Raw genomic sequence first — 14,932 nt, 5'->3', positions numbered from 1 at the left:
CCCCATGATACCGACTCTCCAAGATGCCCTCGCCGAGCGCGGGTATGAAAGCCTGACCTCCGTCCAGGAGGCCGTCACCGATCCCGAGCTGGCCGACTCCGACCTGCTGGTTTCCGCGCAGACCGGCTCCGGCAAGACCGTGGGCTTCGGCCTGGCGATCGCGCCGACGCTCCTGGGCGAGGCCGAGACGTTCGGCCCGGCCGCCGCGCCGCTGGCGCTGGTCGTCGCGCCGACTCGCGAACTTGCGGCGGATCGGCCGGATGCGCCGCAAGGCCCGCGCCCGCGCCGCCGCCTGAGCAGGCCGCAACGCAGCGTGCATGCCGTGGCCTCCGGCGCTATCATGGGCGCAAACCCCATGCAGGAGACCGAGATGCCGCCCCCGCCCCGGGTCATTCACGCCACAGACGGGACGCCCTATACCCTGCGGCCGATCCGGCCGGGGGATGCACCTTCGCTGATCCGCGGATTCGAGGCAATGCCGCCGCGCAACCGCTGGTTCCGCCTGCTGCATCCGGTGCCGCATCTGACCGAAGAGATGGCCGATGCCTTCTGCCGGCCCAATCCCCGCCACACGGTCTGCCTCGTCGTCGAAGGGCATGGCGAGCTGGAGAGCGACATCCTTGGCGGCGCGCGCGTCACAGATCTGGTGCGCGGCGAGCCCGCCGAATTCTCGGTCTCGCTGCGGCCCGAAGCGGAGGGCATGGGGCTGGCGCGGCAATCCCTTGAGGCGGTGATCGGTGTCGCCCGCGCGCGCGGCGCCTCGGGCGTCTGGGGCAGCATCTCCGGCGACAACAGCTGGATGCTGGGCCTGGCGAAGCGGCTGGGGATGAGCCTGTCGCTCGATCCCGACGATTTCTCGCTGCGCCTCGCCCGGCTGGATTTCGGCCCCGAGGACTGAACTCAGCGCTTTGCCAGGCGCCGGCTGTTGGCGCGGGTCTTGGCCTCGATCGGCCGCATCGCCGCCAGAGCGGCCACCGCCGGCCCTTTGCTGCCGGCCGCGGCGCGCGCCGCCATCTCGAAGGACTTGGCGAAGGCCGCAGGCTTCTCCATGACCATCCTTGCGGCCTCTTCCGGCTTCATCGTTCCCAGCGCCATCTGCATCGTGCGCTGCTGGATCACCACGGAGGCGGAGATCATCATGCGGCCGTAGGACAGCGTGAATTCCTGCCAGGTCGTCGCAGCCTGAACGGCCGCCTTCATGTCGTACATCTTGCTGCTCGCCTTGCTTGTCGGAATTGGAGCTTACCTGCCGGGCGCTCCGGGAGAAACCCCGCGGCGCACTGCCGGGACGTCAGGCCGCCTGGCGCGCCCTTGCCGCCTCCAGAATGGCGTCGAGCGTCGCCGCCATGAGCGGTTCGCGCTGGTCATGCCGGGCAAAGCCGTGATCGGCCAGCGGGTAGAGCCGCCGCACCGCCTGCGGCAGCCGCATCAGGTAGGTTTCGGTCACGGCCGGCGGAACGATGGCATCCTCGCTTCCGTGATGCAGGCTGACCGGGCAGGCGATCCGCTCCAGCCCGTCGAGCGGGTCGAAGGCCAGCCCGGTGTCGCGGAACGCCGGACCGAGCGCCTGGCCCTGGAAATCGAAGGGACGGCCCTCGTCCAGGGCGGCAAGGCTCCGGCCCTGGATTTGTCCGGCGCGCAGCTCGTCGGCGAAATTCGCGGCCGGCGCCCAGAGATGCAGGCTGGCAACGTCCTCGGGACGCTCTGCGGCAAGGCAGGCAAGTTCCATCGCGCCGAGCGAATGGCCGACCAGGTGCACAGGCGCGCGCGACGGCCCCTGGGCATAGTCGAGCATCTCGGAAAGCTGGGCGAGCTCGTCGGGCACGGTGACATCGGCGAAGGCGCCCTCGCTCTCGCCATGTCCCGCCCGGTCGAAGGCCAGCACGGCGAAGCCCTCCGCCTGCAGGCGGCGCGCGAAATCCGACAGCAGCCGCCCCGGCCCGATCCGGTTGCCGGAAAAGCCATGGGCCAGCATCACCGTGCCCATCGGACTGCGGTCGGCCGGGTAGAAGGTGCCGCAGAGGGTCAGGCCGCGATGGGAAATGTCGATCTGGCGAAGCGTGGGCACGGGCGGATCTCCTGTCTGGATGCGGAACAAACGCGCAGGAGGGGGCCAGGTTCCGGCCCTGCGGCATATGCCGGGGCCAGAACGCAGAACGCCCCGGCACTGGGGCCGGGGCGTTCCGAGTAGAAATCGAAGAGGGGCTCAGCCGCGCTCTTCGATGATCTCCACCAGANCGCGCAGGAGGGGGCCAGGTTCCGGCCCTGCGGCAGATGCCGGGGCCAGAACGCAGAACGCCCCGGCACTGGGGCCGGGGCGTTCCGAGTAGAAATCGAAGAGGGGCTCAGCCGCGCTCTTCGATGATCTCCACCAGCTGCGGGATCTTGTTGATCATGCCGCGCACGGAGGGGGTGTCCTCCAGCTCGCGGGTCTTGTGCATCTTGTTCAGGCCCAGGCCGATCAGCGTCTTGCGCTGGATTTCCGGGCGGCGGATCGGGGAACCGATCTGCTTGACAACGATGGTTTTCGCCATGGGTCCGCTCCTTATGCGTCAGCCGTTTCGGCCGCCGCGTCATCCCGCTTGGGGAGGATGTCGGCGACTTTCTTGCCGCGGCGCTGCGCAACCTGGCGCGGGCTTGCTTCGCGGCCGAGACCGTTCAGCGTGGCGCGGATCATGTTGTAGGGGTTCTGCGACCCGGTCGATTTCGCGACCACGTCGTGGATGCCCAGCATCTCGAACACGGCGCGCATCGGACCGCCGGCGATGATGCCGGTACCGTGCGGGGCGGTGCGCATGACGACGCGGCCCGCGCCGTGGCGGCCCTCGATGTCGTGATGCAGCGTCCGGCCTTCTTTCAGCGGCACGCGGATCATCTGGCGCTTCGCCTGCTCGGTGGCCTTGCGGATGGCCTCGGGGACCTCTTTCGCCTTGCCTTTGCCGAAGCCGACGCGGCCCTTCTGGTCGCCGACGACAACCAGAGCTGCAAAGCCGAAGCGCTTGCCGCCCTTGACGGTCTTGGAGACGCGGTTGATCGCGACCAGACGATCTGCGAATTCCGGTGCTTCGTCGCGGTCGCGGCGATCCCGGCGGTTTTCACGTTCTGCCATGTGGCAATTTCCTTGTTTCAGGCGCCAGGCGCCGTCTTTGCCCAATCCAGGTGAGAGGGACGGATCCCGTCTCCCGGATCATCGAGGCAGCGCCAATGGCGCTGCCTGCACAGGTCCTGTCATGAAGGCACGCCCCGAGGGGCGCGCGATCAGAACTTCAGACCGCCTTCGCGTGCGGCGTCGGCCAGAGCCTTCACCTTGCCGTGGAACAGGAATGCGCCACGGTCGAAGTAGCACTCTTCCACGCCCTTCGCCTTGGCACGCTCTGCAATCAGGGCGCCGACCTTGGCTGCGGCTTCGACGTTGTTCTTGCCTGCCAGACCAAGATCCTTCTCGAGGGTCGAGGCGGAGGCCAGGGTGATGCCCTGGACGTCGTCGATCAGCTGGACGCTGATGTTCTTGTTCGAACGGAAGACCGACAGGCGCGCGCGCCCGTTTGCCATTTTCCGCAGTTTGTTCCGAACGCGCAACCGGCGCTTCAGGAACAGCTCTCGTTTGCTGTTGGCCATGTTGCCCGTCCTTACTTCTTCTTGCCTTCCTTGCGGAAGATGAACTCGCCCTTGTAGCGGATACCCTTGCCTTTGTAGGGCTCGGGACCACGCCACTCGCGGATGTTGGCTGCGACCTGGCCGACCAGCTGCTGGTCGATGCCTTCGACGACGATCTCGGTCTGTTTCGGGCAGGTCACGGTGATGCCTGCCGGAACATCGAAGTTCACGTCGTGGGAGTAGCCGAGTGCCAGCTTCAGGGTGTTGCCCTGGATCTGCGCACGGTAGCCGACGCCCTGGATTTCCAGCTCTTTCTTGAAGCCGTCCGACACGCCGGTGACGAGGTTCGCCACCATGGTGCGGGTCATGCCCCACTGCTGCCGGGCAACCTTGGTCTTGTTGACCGGGGTCACCTTGACGGCGCCGTCTTCCAGTTCGAGGCTGACCAGGTCAGTGGCGGTGAAGGAGCGGGTCCCTTTCGGGCCCTTCACTTCGACCGTCTGGCCCTTGATGTCTGCGGTCACGCCGGAAGGAAGGGCGACCGGTTTTTTGCCGATACGAGACATTTCTGCCCTCCTTAGAAAACGGTGCAGAGAACTTCGCCGCCGACATTGGCCTGACGGGCATTCGCATCGGTCATCACGCCTTTCGGGGTGGAGACGATGGACACGCCCAGGCCTTGACGGACCTGCGGGATCTCGGTGGCGCCGGCATAGACGCGGCGGCCGGGGGTGGAAACGCGCTTCAGCTCGCGGATGACCGGAGTGCCTTCGAAGTACTTCAGGCTGATCTTGAGGGCCGGGTGGCCGTCTTCGCCCGTCGTGGCTTCGTAGCCGCGGATGTAGCCTTCGTCGGCCAGCACGTCGAGAACCCATGCACGCAGCTTGGAGGCCGGCGTGACAACGGTGGACTTGCGACGCAGCTGAGCGTTGCGGATGCGGGTGAGCATATCGCCGAGAGGATCGTTCATGTGGTTAAACCTCCCTTACCAGCTGGACTTCACAAGGCCCGGGATCTGGCCTGCGGAACCGAGTTCGCGCAGCATGATCCGGGAGACCTTGAGTTTGCGGTAGTAGGCGTGGGGACGCCCGGTGAGCTGGCAGCGGTTGTGCAGCCGGGTTGCCGAGGAGTTGCGCGGCAGCTTCGCCAGTTTCAGGCGTGCCTTGAAGCGCTCTTCCATCGGACGGCTCTCGTCCTTCGCGATTTCCTTCAGCGCTTCGCGCTTGGCGGCATACTGCTCCACCAGGCGTTCCCGCTTCTTCTCGCGTTCGATCATGGATTTTTTTGCCATGTCCTCGATCCTCGCCTTAGCTGTTGAACGGCATGTTGAAAGCTTTCAACAGCGCCTTGGCTTCCGCGTCGGTCGGCGCGGTGGTGCAGATGATGATGTCCATGCCGCGAACCGCGTCGACCTTGTCGAACTCGATTTCCGGGAAGACGATGTGTTCCTTCAGGCCGGTGGCGTAGTTGCCGCGGCCGTCGAAGGACTTGCCCGACACGCCGCGGAAGTCGCGGATGCGGGGCATGGCGATCGTGATAAGGCGATCGAGGAATTCGTACATGCGGTCGCCGCGCAGCGTCACCTTGGTGCCCAGCGGCATGCCTTCACGGACGCGGAAGCCTGCAATCGACTTCTTCGCCTTGGTGATGACAGCTTTCTGGCCGGCGATCGCGGTCAGGTCTTCCGATGCCGACTTCACCTTCTTGGTGTCGTTGACGGCCTCGCCGACGCCCATGTTCAGGACGATCTTGTCGAGACGCGGAATCTGCATGACGTTCTTGTAGCCGAACTCTTCCTGCAGCTTTGCACGGACTTCGTTGCGGTACAGGGCCTTCAGGCGCGGGGTGTAATCGGTCACGTCGAGCATCAGACGGTCTCCCCGGTGGTCTTGGCGAAACGCACCTTCTTGTCGCCTTCCATGCGGAAGCCGACGCGGGTTGCCTTGCCGTTGCTGTCGAGCAGCGCGAGGTTCGACAAGTCGATCGGCATCGCTTTCGGGATGCGGCCGCCCTGCGACTGCTGGCTCTGCTTGGTGTGGCGGATGGCAACGTTCACGCCTTCGACCACGGCCTTGCCTGCCGACGGGTTCACGGACTGGATCTCGCCCTGCTTGCCCTTGTCCTTGCCGGCAAGGACGACGACCTTGTCGCCTTTTTTCAGCTTAGCAGCCATCTCAGAGCACCTCCGGCGCCAGCGAAATGATCTTCATGAAGTTCTTGGCGCGCAGCTCGCGGACGACCGGCCCGAAGATACGGGTGCCGACCGGCTCGCCGTTGTTGTTCAGGATAACGGCAGCGTTGCGGTCAAAGCGGATGGCGGTGCCATCTTCGCGGCGAACTTCCTTTGCGGTCCGGACGACGACTGCTTTGCGCACGTCACCCTTCTTCACGCGGCCACGCGGAATCGCTTCCTTCACCGAGACGACGATGATGTCGCCCACGGAAGCGTATTTCCGCTTCGAGCCGCCGAGGACCTTGATGCACTGAACCCGGCGGGCGCCGGAGTTGTCAGCGACATCCAGATTGGTCTGCATCTGGATCATGGTTAGTCTCCCGACCTTTGGGAACGGGTCCCAGGGTTTCGAATAGTTCGGGCGGAATATTCCGCCCGTCGTATCCAGTCAACTGAAAGCGTGGCGCCTTACCAGGTGCCTTGCACTTCCCAGCGCTTCGTCTTCGACTTCGGCGCGCATTCGATGATGCGGACCTTGTCACCTGCCTTGTAGGTGTTCTGCTCGTCGTGAGCCCGGTACTTCTTGGACTTGCGGATGGTCTTCTGCAGGACCGGGTGCTTGAAGCGGCGCTCGACCGAAACGGTCACGGTCTGCTCGTTCGCGGCGCTGGTGACGACACCTTGCAGGATGCGTTTGGGCATGGATCAGGCCTCCGCTTGGGCAGCTGCAGCTGCCTTCTCGTTGAGAATGGTCTTGACGCGGGCGACGTCACGCTTGACGGCGCGCATGCGTGCGGTGTTTTCCAGCTGGCTGGTGGCCTGCTGGAAGCGGAGGTTGAAGGCTTCTTTCTTGAGATCGGCCAGTTGCTCGCGCAGCTGATCCGGGGTCTTCTCGCGAAGTTCCGTGGCGTTCATCGCCTTTTCCTTTGCACAATCACCGGAGAGCCCCCTGCGTTCGAGGTCACTCTGATTCCGGTGGAGTCGGTGAATGAGCGGCCCCTATACGCGCATGACGGCTGCGTGACAAGGCTTTCCGGTACCCATATGCGGTTTTCCCGGCGCGCCTGCGCGGCGGGCCTGTCAGCTATGCAAATGAGGGGATTGGAGCGGGTAGTCGGAATCGAACCGACACCAAGAGCTTGGAAGGCTCGTGTGATACCATTTCACCATACCCGCGCCGTTCCGGAGACATAGAAGAACCCGCAGGCGGAGGCAAGCCCCGAGGACACGGATTTTCTTTGGGATGCGCGGAGATGGCCGCCCGGAGGCCGGGCCCGCCTCAGCGGACGTAGCCGCGGTCGTAGATCACCTGCTGGGCGATCCCCGCCCCGAGCAGGTAGACGGAAGTGACCGCGACGAGGCCGGTCAGCGCGGGCACATGGGCGAAGCCGGTCCAGGCGGCATAGCCGATGGCTCCTGTCCAGAGCAGCGCCACCGGCAGCGACACCGCCCGCCAGCGCGCCGTCCGCACCGGATGGATGAATTTCAGCGACAGGAACTGCGCCACCGACAGCAGGAGGACCAGCACCAGGATCACCTGCCAGGGCGGCTGGATCACCAGCAGCGCCAGCGTCACCATGTTCCAGCAGCCGGGAAAGCCGCGGAACGAGGAATCCGCGGTCTTCATCCGGGTATCCGCGAAATAGAGCGAGGACACGAAGGGGATGAAGAGCACGACGAACCAGCCCGTCCAGCCCGGCAGCAGCCCCGAGCCGTAGAGCGCATAGGCCGGGATCATCACATAGGTGAGGAAGTCGATGATCAGGTCGAGGATCGTCCCGTCGATCACCGGCGCGTTGGCAGTGACGTCGTAGCGCCGCGCCAGCGGACCGTCGATTCCGTCCACGACGAAGGCCACGGCCAGCCAGATCGCCATCATGGCCCAGTCCTGGGACGCGGCCTCCAGCAGGGCCAGCATGGCAAGGGAGGCGCCGAGCGCGGTGAACAGGTGCACGGAATAGGAACGGAAGCGCATGCCCAAGGGAGTGCCCGTTTGCGCCCGGGGATGCAAGCGCCGCTGCGGTCGCAATCGTTCCTGCCGCGCAGGCGCGCGACGGAAAGGACCGGACATGTCTGTGTCATTGGACCATAAGAAGGCCTTGTTGCGCAAATCAGCTAGCGGCCAGAGGCCCCCTTTCCCCGGACACACTTACCCTGCAGCCACCGTCATCGGGATGCCGAGCGCCGTGAAGCGGTTCAGGACCGCCACCCGGATCTGGACCTCCGCCACCTGGCAGTCGAAGTCCCGCGACATCAGCCGCTGCCCGAGCAGCTTCACGCAGCTCATTCAATCGCCGGGGCAAAGGTCCCCCGGACCTTTGCCCGGTCCGCGTCATATCTCCACCATGCTGCGGCTGTGGTGCCCGCTCCAGTTCCGCCAGAGTGTCCGGCCCAAGTGCTTCGATGCTCGCAGGATCTCGCTGCGCGCCCGGGCTCCCGCCGTGTCCGGCTTCCATGGTCGCGCATTTCGGCGGTGCGGAAGTGAGGAGGTTCAGCAAAAGGTCCGGGGGACCTTTTGCCCGACGACCCGCCGCCGCGCCGCGGGCCGAGATGGCATCATGGCAGCCGCGCGTGTCGTAGGCACCGTCTGCCGTGACGGTGGCAATCTCCTCGTCCGCCGGGATCTGGGCGAGCAGGTCCGGCAGCATCCCTCGCCGGTTCGCCCGGACGCTACTGCGTCCCACTGCATCTCGGGATCGGACCAGACGGTCAGCGAGCCGCGCCGCCTCAGCGCCTCGCTCGCTGCTGCGCTCGGACCGGTGGCGCGCAACGGCTCGCTAGCTACGCCAGTTGGTCGTCTTGTACTTGGTCTTCGCCGGTCTGCTCATGGCCGCCAGCTATCATGCCGGATTCGCGCCGTGAATCCCAGGCCGCATTTGCGCAACAAGCCCGTTGGCCACGACCCGGCGAGGGCGTCGTCCTTGTGCGCGAAGGTTGAGTTCGGCTGCGAGAGGATGCTGCGGAGAGGGTCGAACGGCTGCTTACGCCAGGTCCGCTCCCGGCCTCCGGCGAAGTGTCGAGAGGTCTGAATCTCATTGCAGGCCGGAGCCGGGCGCTTGAGTACTGCACCGTCATGTCCGGTAGCAATATGAGCTTGCAGAGGTCATGCCCCGTTCCAGGGTCGTCAGCCTAGAAAGGGCCGGCAACGATAAGTAGGGGAGATGATCCGGTACGATTCCTGAATGCCGACTGCGCTTGAATCACCCAAAAAGCCGATCTCAAACGCGGATCAAACGGCGACACGCCCAGATGATAGGATATCGTGCCAATCCCGTCATTGTCGTGTGTTGAATTTCCCATATTGACTGCAGTTTGGTCGCTCAATGCTCCAAATTCGCACTCTTATGGTCCAATGACTGTCTGGGAAGGAAGTGGTGCCGCAGAAGGGACTCGAACCCCCGACCCCATCATTACGAATGACGTGCTCTACCAGCTGAGCTACTGCGGCGCGGTGCGCGAAGCACCGTGGAGGGGCTGGTAGCAAATCCCTGCTACCAGCGAAAGACCGAAATTACGCTTTCTCGGTCGAATCTTCGGCGGAGCCCTCGACGGTTTCCGCATCCTCCGGACCGGGCTCCGGAGCCTTGTCCTCGAGCGCGCCGACGATCAGCGGAAGCATCCCCGCAGCGACCTCGGGCATCACTTCGGAGGCCGGGGCCGGCTTCCAGGTGAGCGTGTCGAAGCTGCCGCAGACATCGCAGACCGGCTGCCATTCGGCATAGACCGCGCCCTCGACCTCGCAGACCCAGGCATTGCCGCGCGGTGCGGTGACCGCCTTGGCCAGCCAGGCCTTCACGGCCGTGTCCGACCCGCCCTCGCCGCGTTCGATCGCCGCCATCAGCGTCATGACGCGCGCGGTGGGATCGGTGTCGGCCAGGGTGCCCAGCGACCGCCGCGCCTCGGGGAAGTCCTCGGCGGCGATGTTCAGCTCGGCCATCAGCATCCGTGCCTCGGGATGGGACGGGTCCTTCTTCACCAGGTCGGCAAAGCGCTTGACCCGCTTCTGCGGCGTCTCTTCGGGCTCGATCGCGGCATAGGCCGCGGCCAGCGACGGATGGGGCTCCGCCGCCCAGGCGGTGCGGATCAGCTGGGCCGCCTTGGCGCCGGCGCCCATTTCGAGCTGCGCCTTGGCGCCCTCGACCACGGCGGGGGCGAAATTCGGCAGCTCCCGCGCGGCATCGAGCGCCGCCTTGCGGGCGTCGTCGAGCTTGCCCTCGCGGCGCAGGTCCCAGGACTGGCAGAGCGCCAGCAGGCCGTCGCGGCGCTTGGCCAGGTCCTTCGGCGCGGACTTGTACTTGCGCTTCAGGCCGAGCGTCACCCGCGCGGCGGACCAGTCCTTCTCATGCGTCTGCATCAGGAACAGCTGGTCGGCCGTTTCGGAGTTGTCCGGCTTCAGCTTCAGCGCGTTCTCGGCGAGCTTGCGCGCGGTGGACTCGTCGCCCTCCGCCTGCTTCTGCCGCATCAGGCCGCGGATCGCCACGAAGCGCGTCTTGTCGTTCGACAGCAGCTTCTTGTAGCTCTCCATCGCCAGCGCGCGGTCGCCCATCTGCTCGGCCGCCTGCGCCGCCAGCAGCGTGGCGATCGCGTCATCGGCCAGCTTGCCGTCGGCCTTCTGCGCCTTGCGCAGCGCCACGCGGCTTTCGCCGGAGGCCAGCGCCAGCATGCCCTCGGTCACCAGCTGGTTGCCGCGCTTTTCGCGGTGGCGGTAGAACCAGCGGGTGAAGGCCGTCTTGTCACCGGTGATGAAGCGCAGCAGCGCCACGAAGAGGCCGATGATCCGCAGCACGATCCAGACGGCCACGAACAGCGCCAGCGCCGCGATCACCGCCTGGAGCGGGCCGAGGGTAATTTCGTAGCCGCTGAAGATCACGGTCAGGTCTTCGCCGGAACCGGCAACGATCGTGATGCCGTAGACCAGCGCCGCGACGACCGCCACGAAGACAAGGATCTTGATAAGGGTCCAGAGCATGGTCTCGTCCTCAGTTCGTGTTCACGGCGGCTGCCAGGGCAGGCAGCGCGGCATCGGCATCGACCCGGGCACGGGCCTCGGCCGCCCAGGACGACAGCGCCTCCTGCCCGCCTTCGGGCAGCGCGGCAAACTCGGCCAGCGCGGTTTCCAGATCGCCGCCATCCACCGCGGCGGTGATCCGCGACAGGACCGCGTCGGGATCGTTGCCCTCGCGGGCCTCGAGCGACCGGACGCCGGTCTGGGTCCGCAGGAAGGCCATCAGGCGGTTGCCCGGATCCTCGGACATGGTGGTGGTCAGCGACGCCTCGAGCGCGGCGCGCGCCGCCGGGGTGTAGCTTTCCTGAAGCTGCAGGACGGTCGGAATGCCGGTCGCGCCATTGTCGGCCAGCACCTGCGGAACCTCGGTCACCTCCTCGAGCGCCGGCAGCGCGGTCTCGTAGGGGATGCCTGCATTCAGCGCTGCCACGACCTGCGCCAGCGCCGCCTGGGCGACGGCAGCCTGGGCACGGGCTTCGGCGGCGGCCTCGGCCTCGCGGCGCCCCCGGCATGGCGGCCGATCTGGTGCTGCTCGACGGCGACCCCGCCGGGCTGGCAGACGGACCGCAAGCCTGCCGCGCGGCGCTGACCGTCTGCGGCGGCGAAATCACCCATGAGGCCATGCCATGACCGAAACCGAGCTCCTCCGACGGCCCGAACCTGGAGATGATCTCCTGGGTCTCGGATTATCTGGAGGGCTGCGGCTTCGCCGTGACGCGGGTGCCCTCGGCCGACGGCACCAGGGCCGGGCTGCTGGCGCGGTTCGGCGACGGGACCGGCGGCGTGCTGCTGTCGGCGCATTCCGACGTGGTGCCGGTGGCCGGACAGAGCTGGACAACCGATCCCTTCACCCTGACGCCGCGCGGTGACCGGCTGGTGGGACGCGGCGCGACCGACATGAAGGGCTTCCTCGCCTGCGCGCTCGCGCTGGCCGGACGGCTGGAGGCGGCGCCGCCCGCACGCCCGGTGATGATCGCACTCAGCTGGGACGAGGAGATCGGCTGCAAGGGCATCCCGGAGATGATCGACCGCGTGATCCCGGTGCTGGGGCGGCCCGAGCTCTGCATCGTCGGCGAACCGACCTCGATGCGGCTCTGCACCGGCCACAAGGGCAAGGCAAGCTACCTCGCCACCTGCCGCGGCGAGCCGGGCCACTCCGCGATGGCGCCGAATTTCGCCAACGCGCTGCACTTGGCCTGCGACATGATCGGCGCGCTCCGGCGCGAGCAGGACCGGCTGATGCGGGAGGGCGCGCGGGATGCCGCCTATGACATGCCCTGCTCGACCGTGCATGCCGGGAAGATGTCGGGCGGCGTGGCGCTGAACATGGTGCCGGAACTGGCCGAAGTGGCATTCGAGATCCGCCACCTTGCCGCTGAGACCGCGCCGGAGATCCTCGCCCGGATCGCGGAGGGCCTGCCCGCGGGCATCTCGATCACGGAAACCGGCAGCTACCCGGGCCTCGCCGCCGATCCGGCCGATCCGGCCATCGCGCGGCTTGCGGCCCTGCTGCCCGATCCCGCGCCCGTCAAGGTCGCCTACGGCACCGAGGCCGGGTTCTTCGCCGGGCTCGGCATCCCGACCGCAGTCTGCGGGCCCCGAAGACGGAATCGTCGCCCGCGCCGAGCGCCTGCGAGGCCGCCAGGATCTGCGCATCGGTCCAGACCGTGCCATCGGCAAAGCGCAGTTCNGCGGACCGCGACGTCGCCGGGATCGATGCCCGCCCCGAAGGCTACCGTGTCGCTGCCCGAGGCATCGTCGATCACGTCCTGCCCGCCGCCCGGGCCGAACCGGTAGAGATCGTCGCCGGCCGCACCGAGCGAAGCTACGCGGCGGCCATGGTCAAGGGGATGCCGAGGGCTGACCTTCGGGCTGATATTCGCTATGCGGCCATCGCGGCGGCCATGTCGATCCTTGCCTGCCCGGGCGTGCGGCAGCCGCTGCTCGTATGGCGGCGCTTCCTGTTGCAGAAGGGGGCGATGCAGTCGAAGAGCGACGCCTTGGCCGCGCGGCGTAACCAAACCTTGGGCGGTGGACGAGCTCGGCCTTCAGCGATCCGAGGGCGCTCTCCACCGGCGCGTGTCTCACGCCTTCGAACGGGCCCCCGGACCGTTCGATCCGCTGGCGCGGACCCGCTTGAACTCCAAGCAGTCGCTCGTGCGGCTCATCGAGGCAGCTGCCGTCCAGGCATCGGGAAACCGCCGGCCGTCGCCGCTCGCGTACTGAACTCCGCGGTCGGAGCGGCAGATCATCCCCGGCACCGGCCGCCGGTTCGCAAGGGATGTCCCGGCAGCCCCACCTGTTTGCGAGGCGGCGGTTCCGGGATCTGGTTTCCTGCAGCGAGCAGGGAGCGGCTTTCCCAACGAGCGCATGTTTCGAGGGTCCCGCGAACGGGCGCGCAACGCAGCGCGGAACCGGAAGGGGCCGGACGGGCTGAAGGCGGAGATCGTGGCCGGGACCCTGCGTCCCTGCGCGGCTGAGCTTGCTCCCGGATCCCGGACTGAGAGTTACAGTACTCTCAGGAACAAGGGATCCCACATGGCCGGACCGCGCCGCCGCCACCATGTGGTGACCGCCGGGCCCCGCGCCCGGCCGTCACGCCGTTGTGCCCCCCCGCCGGCCGGAACCTGCGTTACCCTTTTGCCGATGTCCCTTCCGTGACAGGCCGCGCGACCGCTTTCCTTGTCCACGAGACCTGTCCCGCACCGGGCTTCTCTGGTGGAAAGTGACCGTGACGATGTGGCAGACACTCTTTGACAGGCTCCAGTGAAGCGTTGTCGCCGAGGGCGCGCTCGAGGTAACGCTCCCCGATGGCAGCACGGTCCATTGCGGACGCAAGGACGCGCCGCCGGTCCGCGTGGCGCTCAGCGACCCACGGCGCATCCGGCAATTCGTGACCGATCCGGAAATGGCGCTCGGCGACAGCTATGCCGAGGGCACGCTGACGGTCGAAAACGACGATATCGGCGGGCTGCTGGCTCTCGCGCTGAAGAACATGAACGGCACCGGGCGGCGGCTGCGCGCACTGCGCCCCGGCAAGCTGGCGAGCCGCCTCGGACAGATCACCTCCGTCACCCGCGCCAAATCGAACGTGGCGCATCACTACGACCTGTCCAACGATTTCTACCGGCTCTTCCTCGATGCTGACATGCAGTATTCCTGCGCCTATTTCGAGCATCCGGACGACACGCTGGACCGGGCGCAGCTGCAGAAGAAGCGCCATATCGCCCGCAAGCTGCGGCTGGAGCCGGGCATGTCGGTTCTCGACATCGGCTGCGGCTGGGGCGGCATGGCGATCACGCTGGCGCAGGAGTTCGGCGCCCGCGTGACCGGCGTGACGCTGTCGGAGGACCAGCACCGGCTGGCCTGCGCGCGGGTGAAGGCGGCAGGACTCGGGGACCGGGTGAAAATTCTGCTGCGCGACTACCGCGAGGTCGAGGCGCAGTTCGACCGGATCGTGTCGGTCGGCATGTTCGAGCATGTCGGCATCCCGCAATATGGCGAGTATTTCGGGCAGGTCTCCGACAAGCTGGCCCCGGAGGGCGTGGCGCTGATCCACACGATCGGCCGCACCGCCGAACCGGTGCCGGTCAGCCCCTGGATCCTCAAGCGCATCTTCCCCGGCGGCCACGTGCCGTCCCTGTCCGAGACCGCGCCGCATATCGAGCATTCGGGGCTCTATCCCTGCGACCTGGAGATCCCGCGCCTCCACTATGCCGAGACGCTGCGCCACTGGAACCTGCGGGTGCAGGCGCACAGGGCCGAAATCGAGGCGATGTTCGACGAGAAATTCTACCGGATGTGGCGCTTCTGCCACGTCGCCTGCGAGATGACCTTCCGCCATGGCCGCCTGGCGGTGTTCCAGTTCCAGCTGGCGAAGAACCAGACCGCGGTGCCGCTGACGCGGGATTATCTCTGCGCACCGGCAGACCGCGGCGCCGGGCGCCTCCGCGACGCCGGCTGTGCCGTCCGGCCGGACTGTTTCGCGCGCCCGGCAACCTGCGGGCATCCCGCTCAAAACATGCACAATCAAAGATTTAAACCGTTTAACAAATGCAGAATTTTGATTTCTAAATAAATTGTTTCGATGTCAATAAAATCTGGACACCCGGCAGTGATCGAATATCACGGCGCCAGTAATGCTCCGGCCCCGGCCG

Annotated in this window: 19 protein-coding genes, 2 tRNA genes and 2 pseudogenes; 4 read left to right on the top strand and 19 right to left on the bottom strand. The window is 66.6% G+C overall.

The annotated features are described in order from the left end of the window. Positions 1-4 precede the first annotated feature (4 nt). Both C7T91_RS34995 and C7T91_RS34990 read left to right on the top strand, forming a co-directional pair. A pseudogene (locus tag C7T91_RS34995) lies at positions 5-250 on the top strand (DEAD/DEAH box helicase); the annotation flags it as partial. Between the two features lie 90 nt (positions 251-340). Then, complete coding sequence (locus C7T91_RS34990; protein WP_330848829.1) at positions 341-898, top strand: GNAT family N-acetyltransferase; 558 nt, start codon at positions 341-343, stop codon at positions 896-898. 2 nt (positions 899-900) lie between these two features. Here C7T91_RS34990 and C7T91_RS07300 read toward each other — a convergent pair whose 3' ends face one another. The 19 genes and pseudogenes from C7T91_RS07300 to C7T91_RS07210 all read right to left on the bottom strand — a co-directional run bounded on the left by C7T91_RS07300 (position 901) and on the right by C7T91_RS07210 (position 11,205). Further along, positions 901-1,209 (bottom strand): antifreeze protein, encoded by a 309-nt coding sequence (locus tag C7T91_RS07300; protein WP_108258682.1) that lies wholly within the window; start codon positions 1,207-1,209, stop codon positions 901-903. Positions 1,210-1,291: 82 nt separating this feature from the next. Beyond that, positions 1,292-2,068, bottom strand: a complete 777-nt coding sequence (locus C7T91_RS07295) for an alpha/beta hydrolase (RefSeq protein WP_108258681.1) — start codon at positions 2,066-2,068, stop codon at positions 1,292-1,294. A 277-nt stretch (positions 2,069-2,345) separates the two neighbouring features. Beyond that, positions 2,346-2,534, bottom strand: coding sequence for a 50S ribosomal protein L30 (rpmD, locus tag C7T91_RS07290; protein ID WP_108258680.1), 189 nt, complete (start codon positions 2,532-2,534; stop codon positions 2,346-2,348). A gap of 11 nt (positions 2,535-2,545) precedes the next feature. After that, positions 2,546-3,109: a 30S ribosomal protein S5 gene (gene rpsE, locus C7T91_RS07285; protein ID WP_108258679.1), complete on the bottom strand. Its 564-nt coding sequence runs from the start codon at positions 3,107-3,109 to the stop codon at positions 2,546-2,548. Between the two features lie 149 nt (positions 3,110-3,258). After that, the gene (rplR, locus tag C7T91_RS07280) at positions 3,259-3,618 is read right to left on the bottom strand and encodes a 50S ribosomal protein L18 (RefSeq protein ID WP_108258678.1); all 360 of its coding nucleotides are present in this window, start codon (positions 3,616-3,618) and stop codon (positions 3,259-3,261) included. An 11-nt stretch (positions 3,619-3,629) separates the two neighbouring features. Continuing rightward, positions 3,630-4,163 (bottom strand): 50S ribosomal protein L6, encoded by a 534-nt coding sequence (gene rplF / locus C7T91_RS07275; protein ID WP_108258677.1) that lies wholly within the window; start codon positions 4,161-4,163, stop codon positions 3,630-3,632. Positions 4,164-4,174: 11 nt separating this feature from the next. Next, positions 4,175-4,567, bottom strand: a complete 393-nt coding sequence (rpsH, locus tag C7T91_RS07270) for a 30S ribosomal protein S8 (protein WP_108258676.1) — start codon at positions 4,565-4,567, stop codon at positions 4,175-4,177. 15 nt (positions 4,568-4,582) lie between these two features. Next, a complete protein-coding gene (rpsN, locus tag C7T91_RS07265; protein WP_108258675.1) occupies positions 4,583-4,888 on the bottom strand; it encodes a 30S ribosomal protein S14 in 306 nt (101 codons plus the stop codon). 16 nt (positions 4,889-4,904) lie between these two features. Next, positions 4,905-5,465 (bottom strand): 50S ribosomal protein L5, encoded by a 561-nt coding sequence (gene rplE, locus C7T91_RS07260; RefSeq protein ID WP_108258674.1) that lies wholly within the window; start codon positions 5,463-5,465, stop codon positions 4,905-4,907. Next, positions 5,465-5,770: a 50S ribosomal protein L24 gene (rplX, locus tag C7T91_RS07255; RefSeq protein WP_108258673.1), complete on the bottom strand. Its 306-nt coding sequence runs from the start codon at positions 5,768-5,770 to the stop codon at positions 5,465-5,467. Before rplX ends, rplE begins: the two co-directional genes overlap by 1 nt. 1 nt (position 5,771) lies before the next feature. Continuing rightward, the gene (gene rplN / locus C7T91_RS07250; RefSeq protein WP_072708063.1) at positions 5,772-6,140 is read right to left on the bottom strand and encodes a 50S ribosomal protein L14; all 369 of its coding nucleotides are present in this window, start codon (positions 6,138-6,140) and stop codon (positions 5,772-5,774) included. A 98-nt stretch (positions 6,141-6,238) separates the two neighbouring features. Beyond that, a complete protein-coding gene (gene rpsQ / locus C7T91_RS07245; RefSeq protein ID WP_108258672.1) occupies positions 6,239-6,472 on the bottom strand; it encodes a 30S ribosomal protein S17 in 234 nt (77 codons plus the stop codon). Between the two features lie 3 nt (positions 6,473-6,475). Further along, complete coding sequence (rpmC, locus tag C7T91_RS07240) at positions 6,476-6,685, bottom strand: 50S ribosomal protein L29 (RefSeq protein WP_108258671.1); 210 nt, start codon at positions 6,683-6,685, stop codon at positions 6,476-6,478. A 187-nt stretch (positions 6,686-6,872) separates the two neighbouring features. Further along, positions 6,873-6,946 (bottom strand) — tRNA-Gly (locus C7T91_RS07235). A gap of 103 nt (positions 6,947-7,049) precedes the next feature. Then, positions 7,050-7,745: a CDP-alcohol phosphatidyltransferase family protein gene (locus C7T91_RS07230; RefSeq protein WP_201742012.1), complete on the bottom strand. Its 696-nt coding sequence runs from the start codon at positions 7,743-7,745 to the stop codon at positions 7,050-7,052. 174 nt (positions 7,746-7,919) lie between these two features. Next, positions 7,920-8,418: pseudogene (locus tag C7T91_RS07225) on the bottom strand (hypothetical protein); the annotation flags it as partial. 724 nt (positions 8,419-9,142) lie between these two features. After that, positions 9,143-9,218, bottom strand: a tRNA-Thr gene (locus C7T91_RS07220). A gap of 63 nt (positions 9,219-9,281) precedes the next feature. After that, on the bottom strand, positions 9,282-10,739 hold the full coding sequence (locus C7T91_RS07215) for a heme biosynthesis protein HemY (protein WP_108258669.1): 1,458 nt from the start codon (positions 10,737-10,739) through the stop codon (positions 9,282-9,284). Between the two features lie 10 nt (positions 10,740-10,749). Further along, entirely contained in the window at positions 10,750-11,205 is a 456-nt protein-coding gene (locus C7T91_RS07210; protein ID WP_108258668.1) for a COG4223 family protein, read from the bottom strand. A 236-nt stretch (positions 11,206-11,441) separates the two neighbouring features. Between C7T91_RS07210 and C7T91_RS07205 the strand changes: the two genes are divergently transcribed. Both C7T91_RS07205 and C7T91_RS07200 read left to right on the top strand, forming a co-directional pair. Further along, the gene (locus tag C7T91_RS07205; protein WP_108258667.1) at positions 11,442-12,572 is read left to right on the top strand and encodes a M20/M25/M40 family metallo-hydrolase; all 1,131 of its coding nucleotides are present in this window, start codon (positions 11,442-11,444) and stop codon (positions 12,570-12,572) included. A 1,060-nt stretch (positions 12,573-13,632) separates the two neighbouring features. After that, the gene (locus C7T91_RS07200; RefSeq protein WP_330848822.1) at positions 13,633-14,853 is read left to right on the top strand and encodes a cyclopropane-fatty-acyl-phospholipid synthase family protein; all 1,221 of its coding nucleotides are present in this window, start codon (positions 13,633-13,635) and stop codon (positions 14,851-14,853) included. Positions 14,854-14,932: the final 79 nt, after the last annotated feature.

The organism is Mangrovicoccus ximenensis, assembly GCF_003056725.1.
GTDB lineage: Bacteria > Pseudomonadota > Alphaproteobacteria > Rhodobacterales > Rhodobacteraceae > Mangrovicoccus > Mangrovicoccus ximenensis.
Note: the sequence above shows the minus strand (reverse complement) of the source record. Positions and strands in the feature narration are given on the sequence as shown.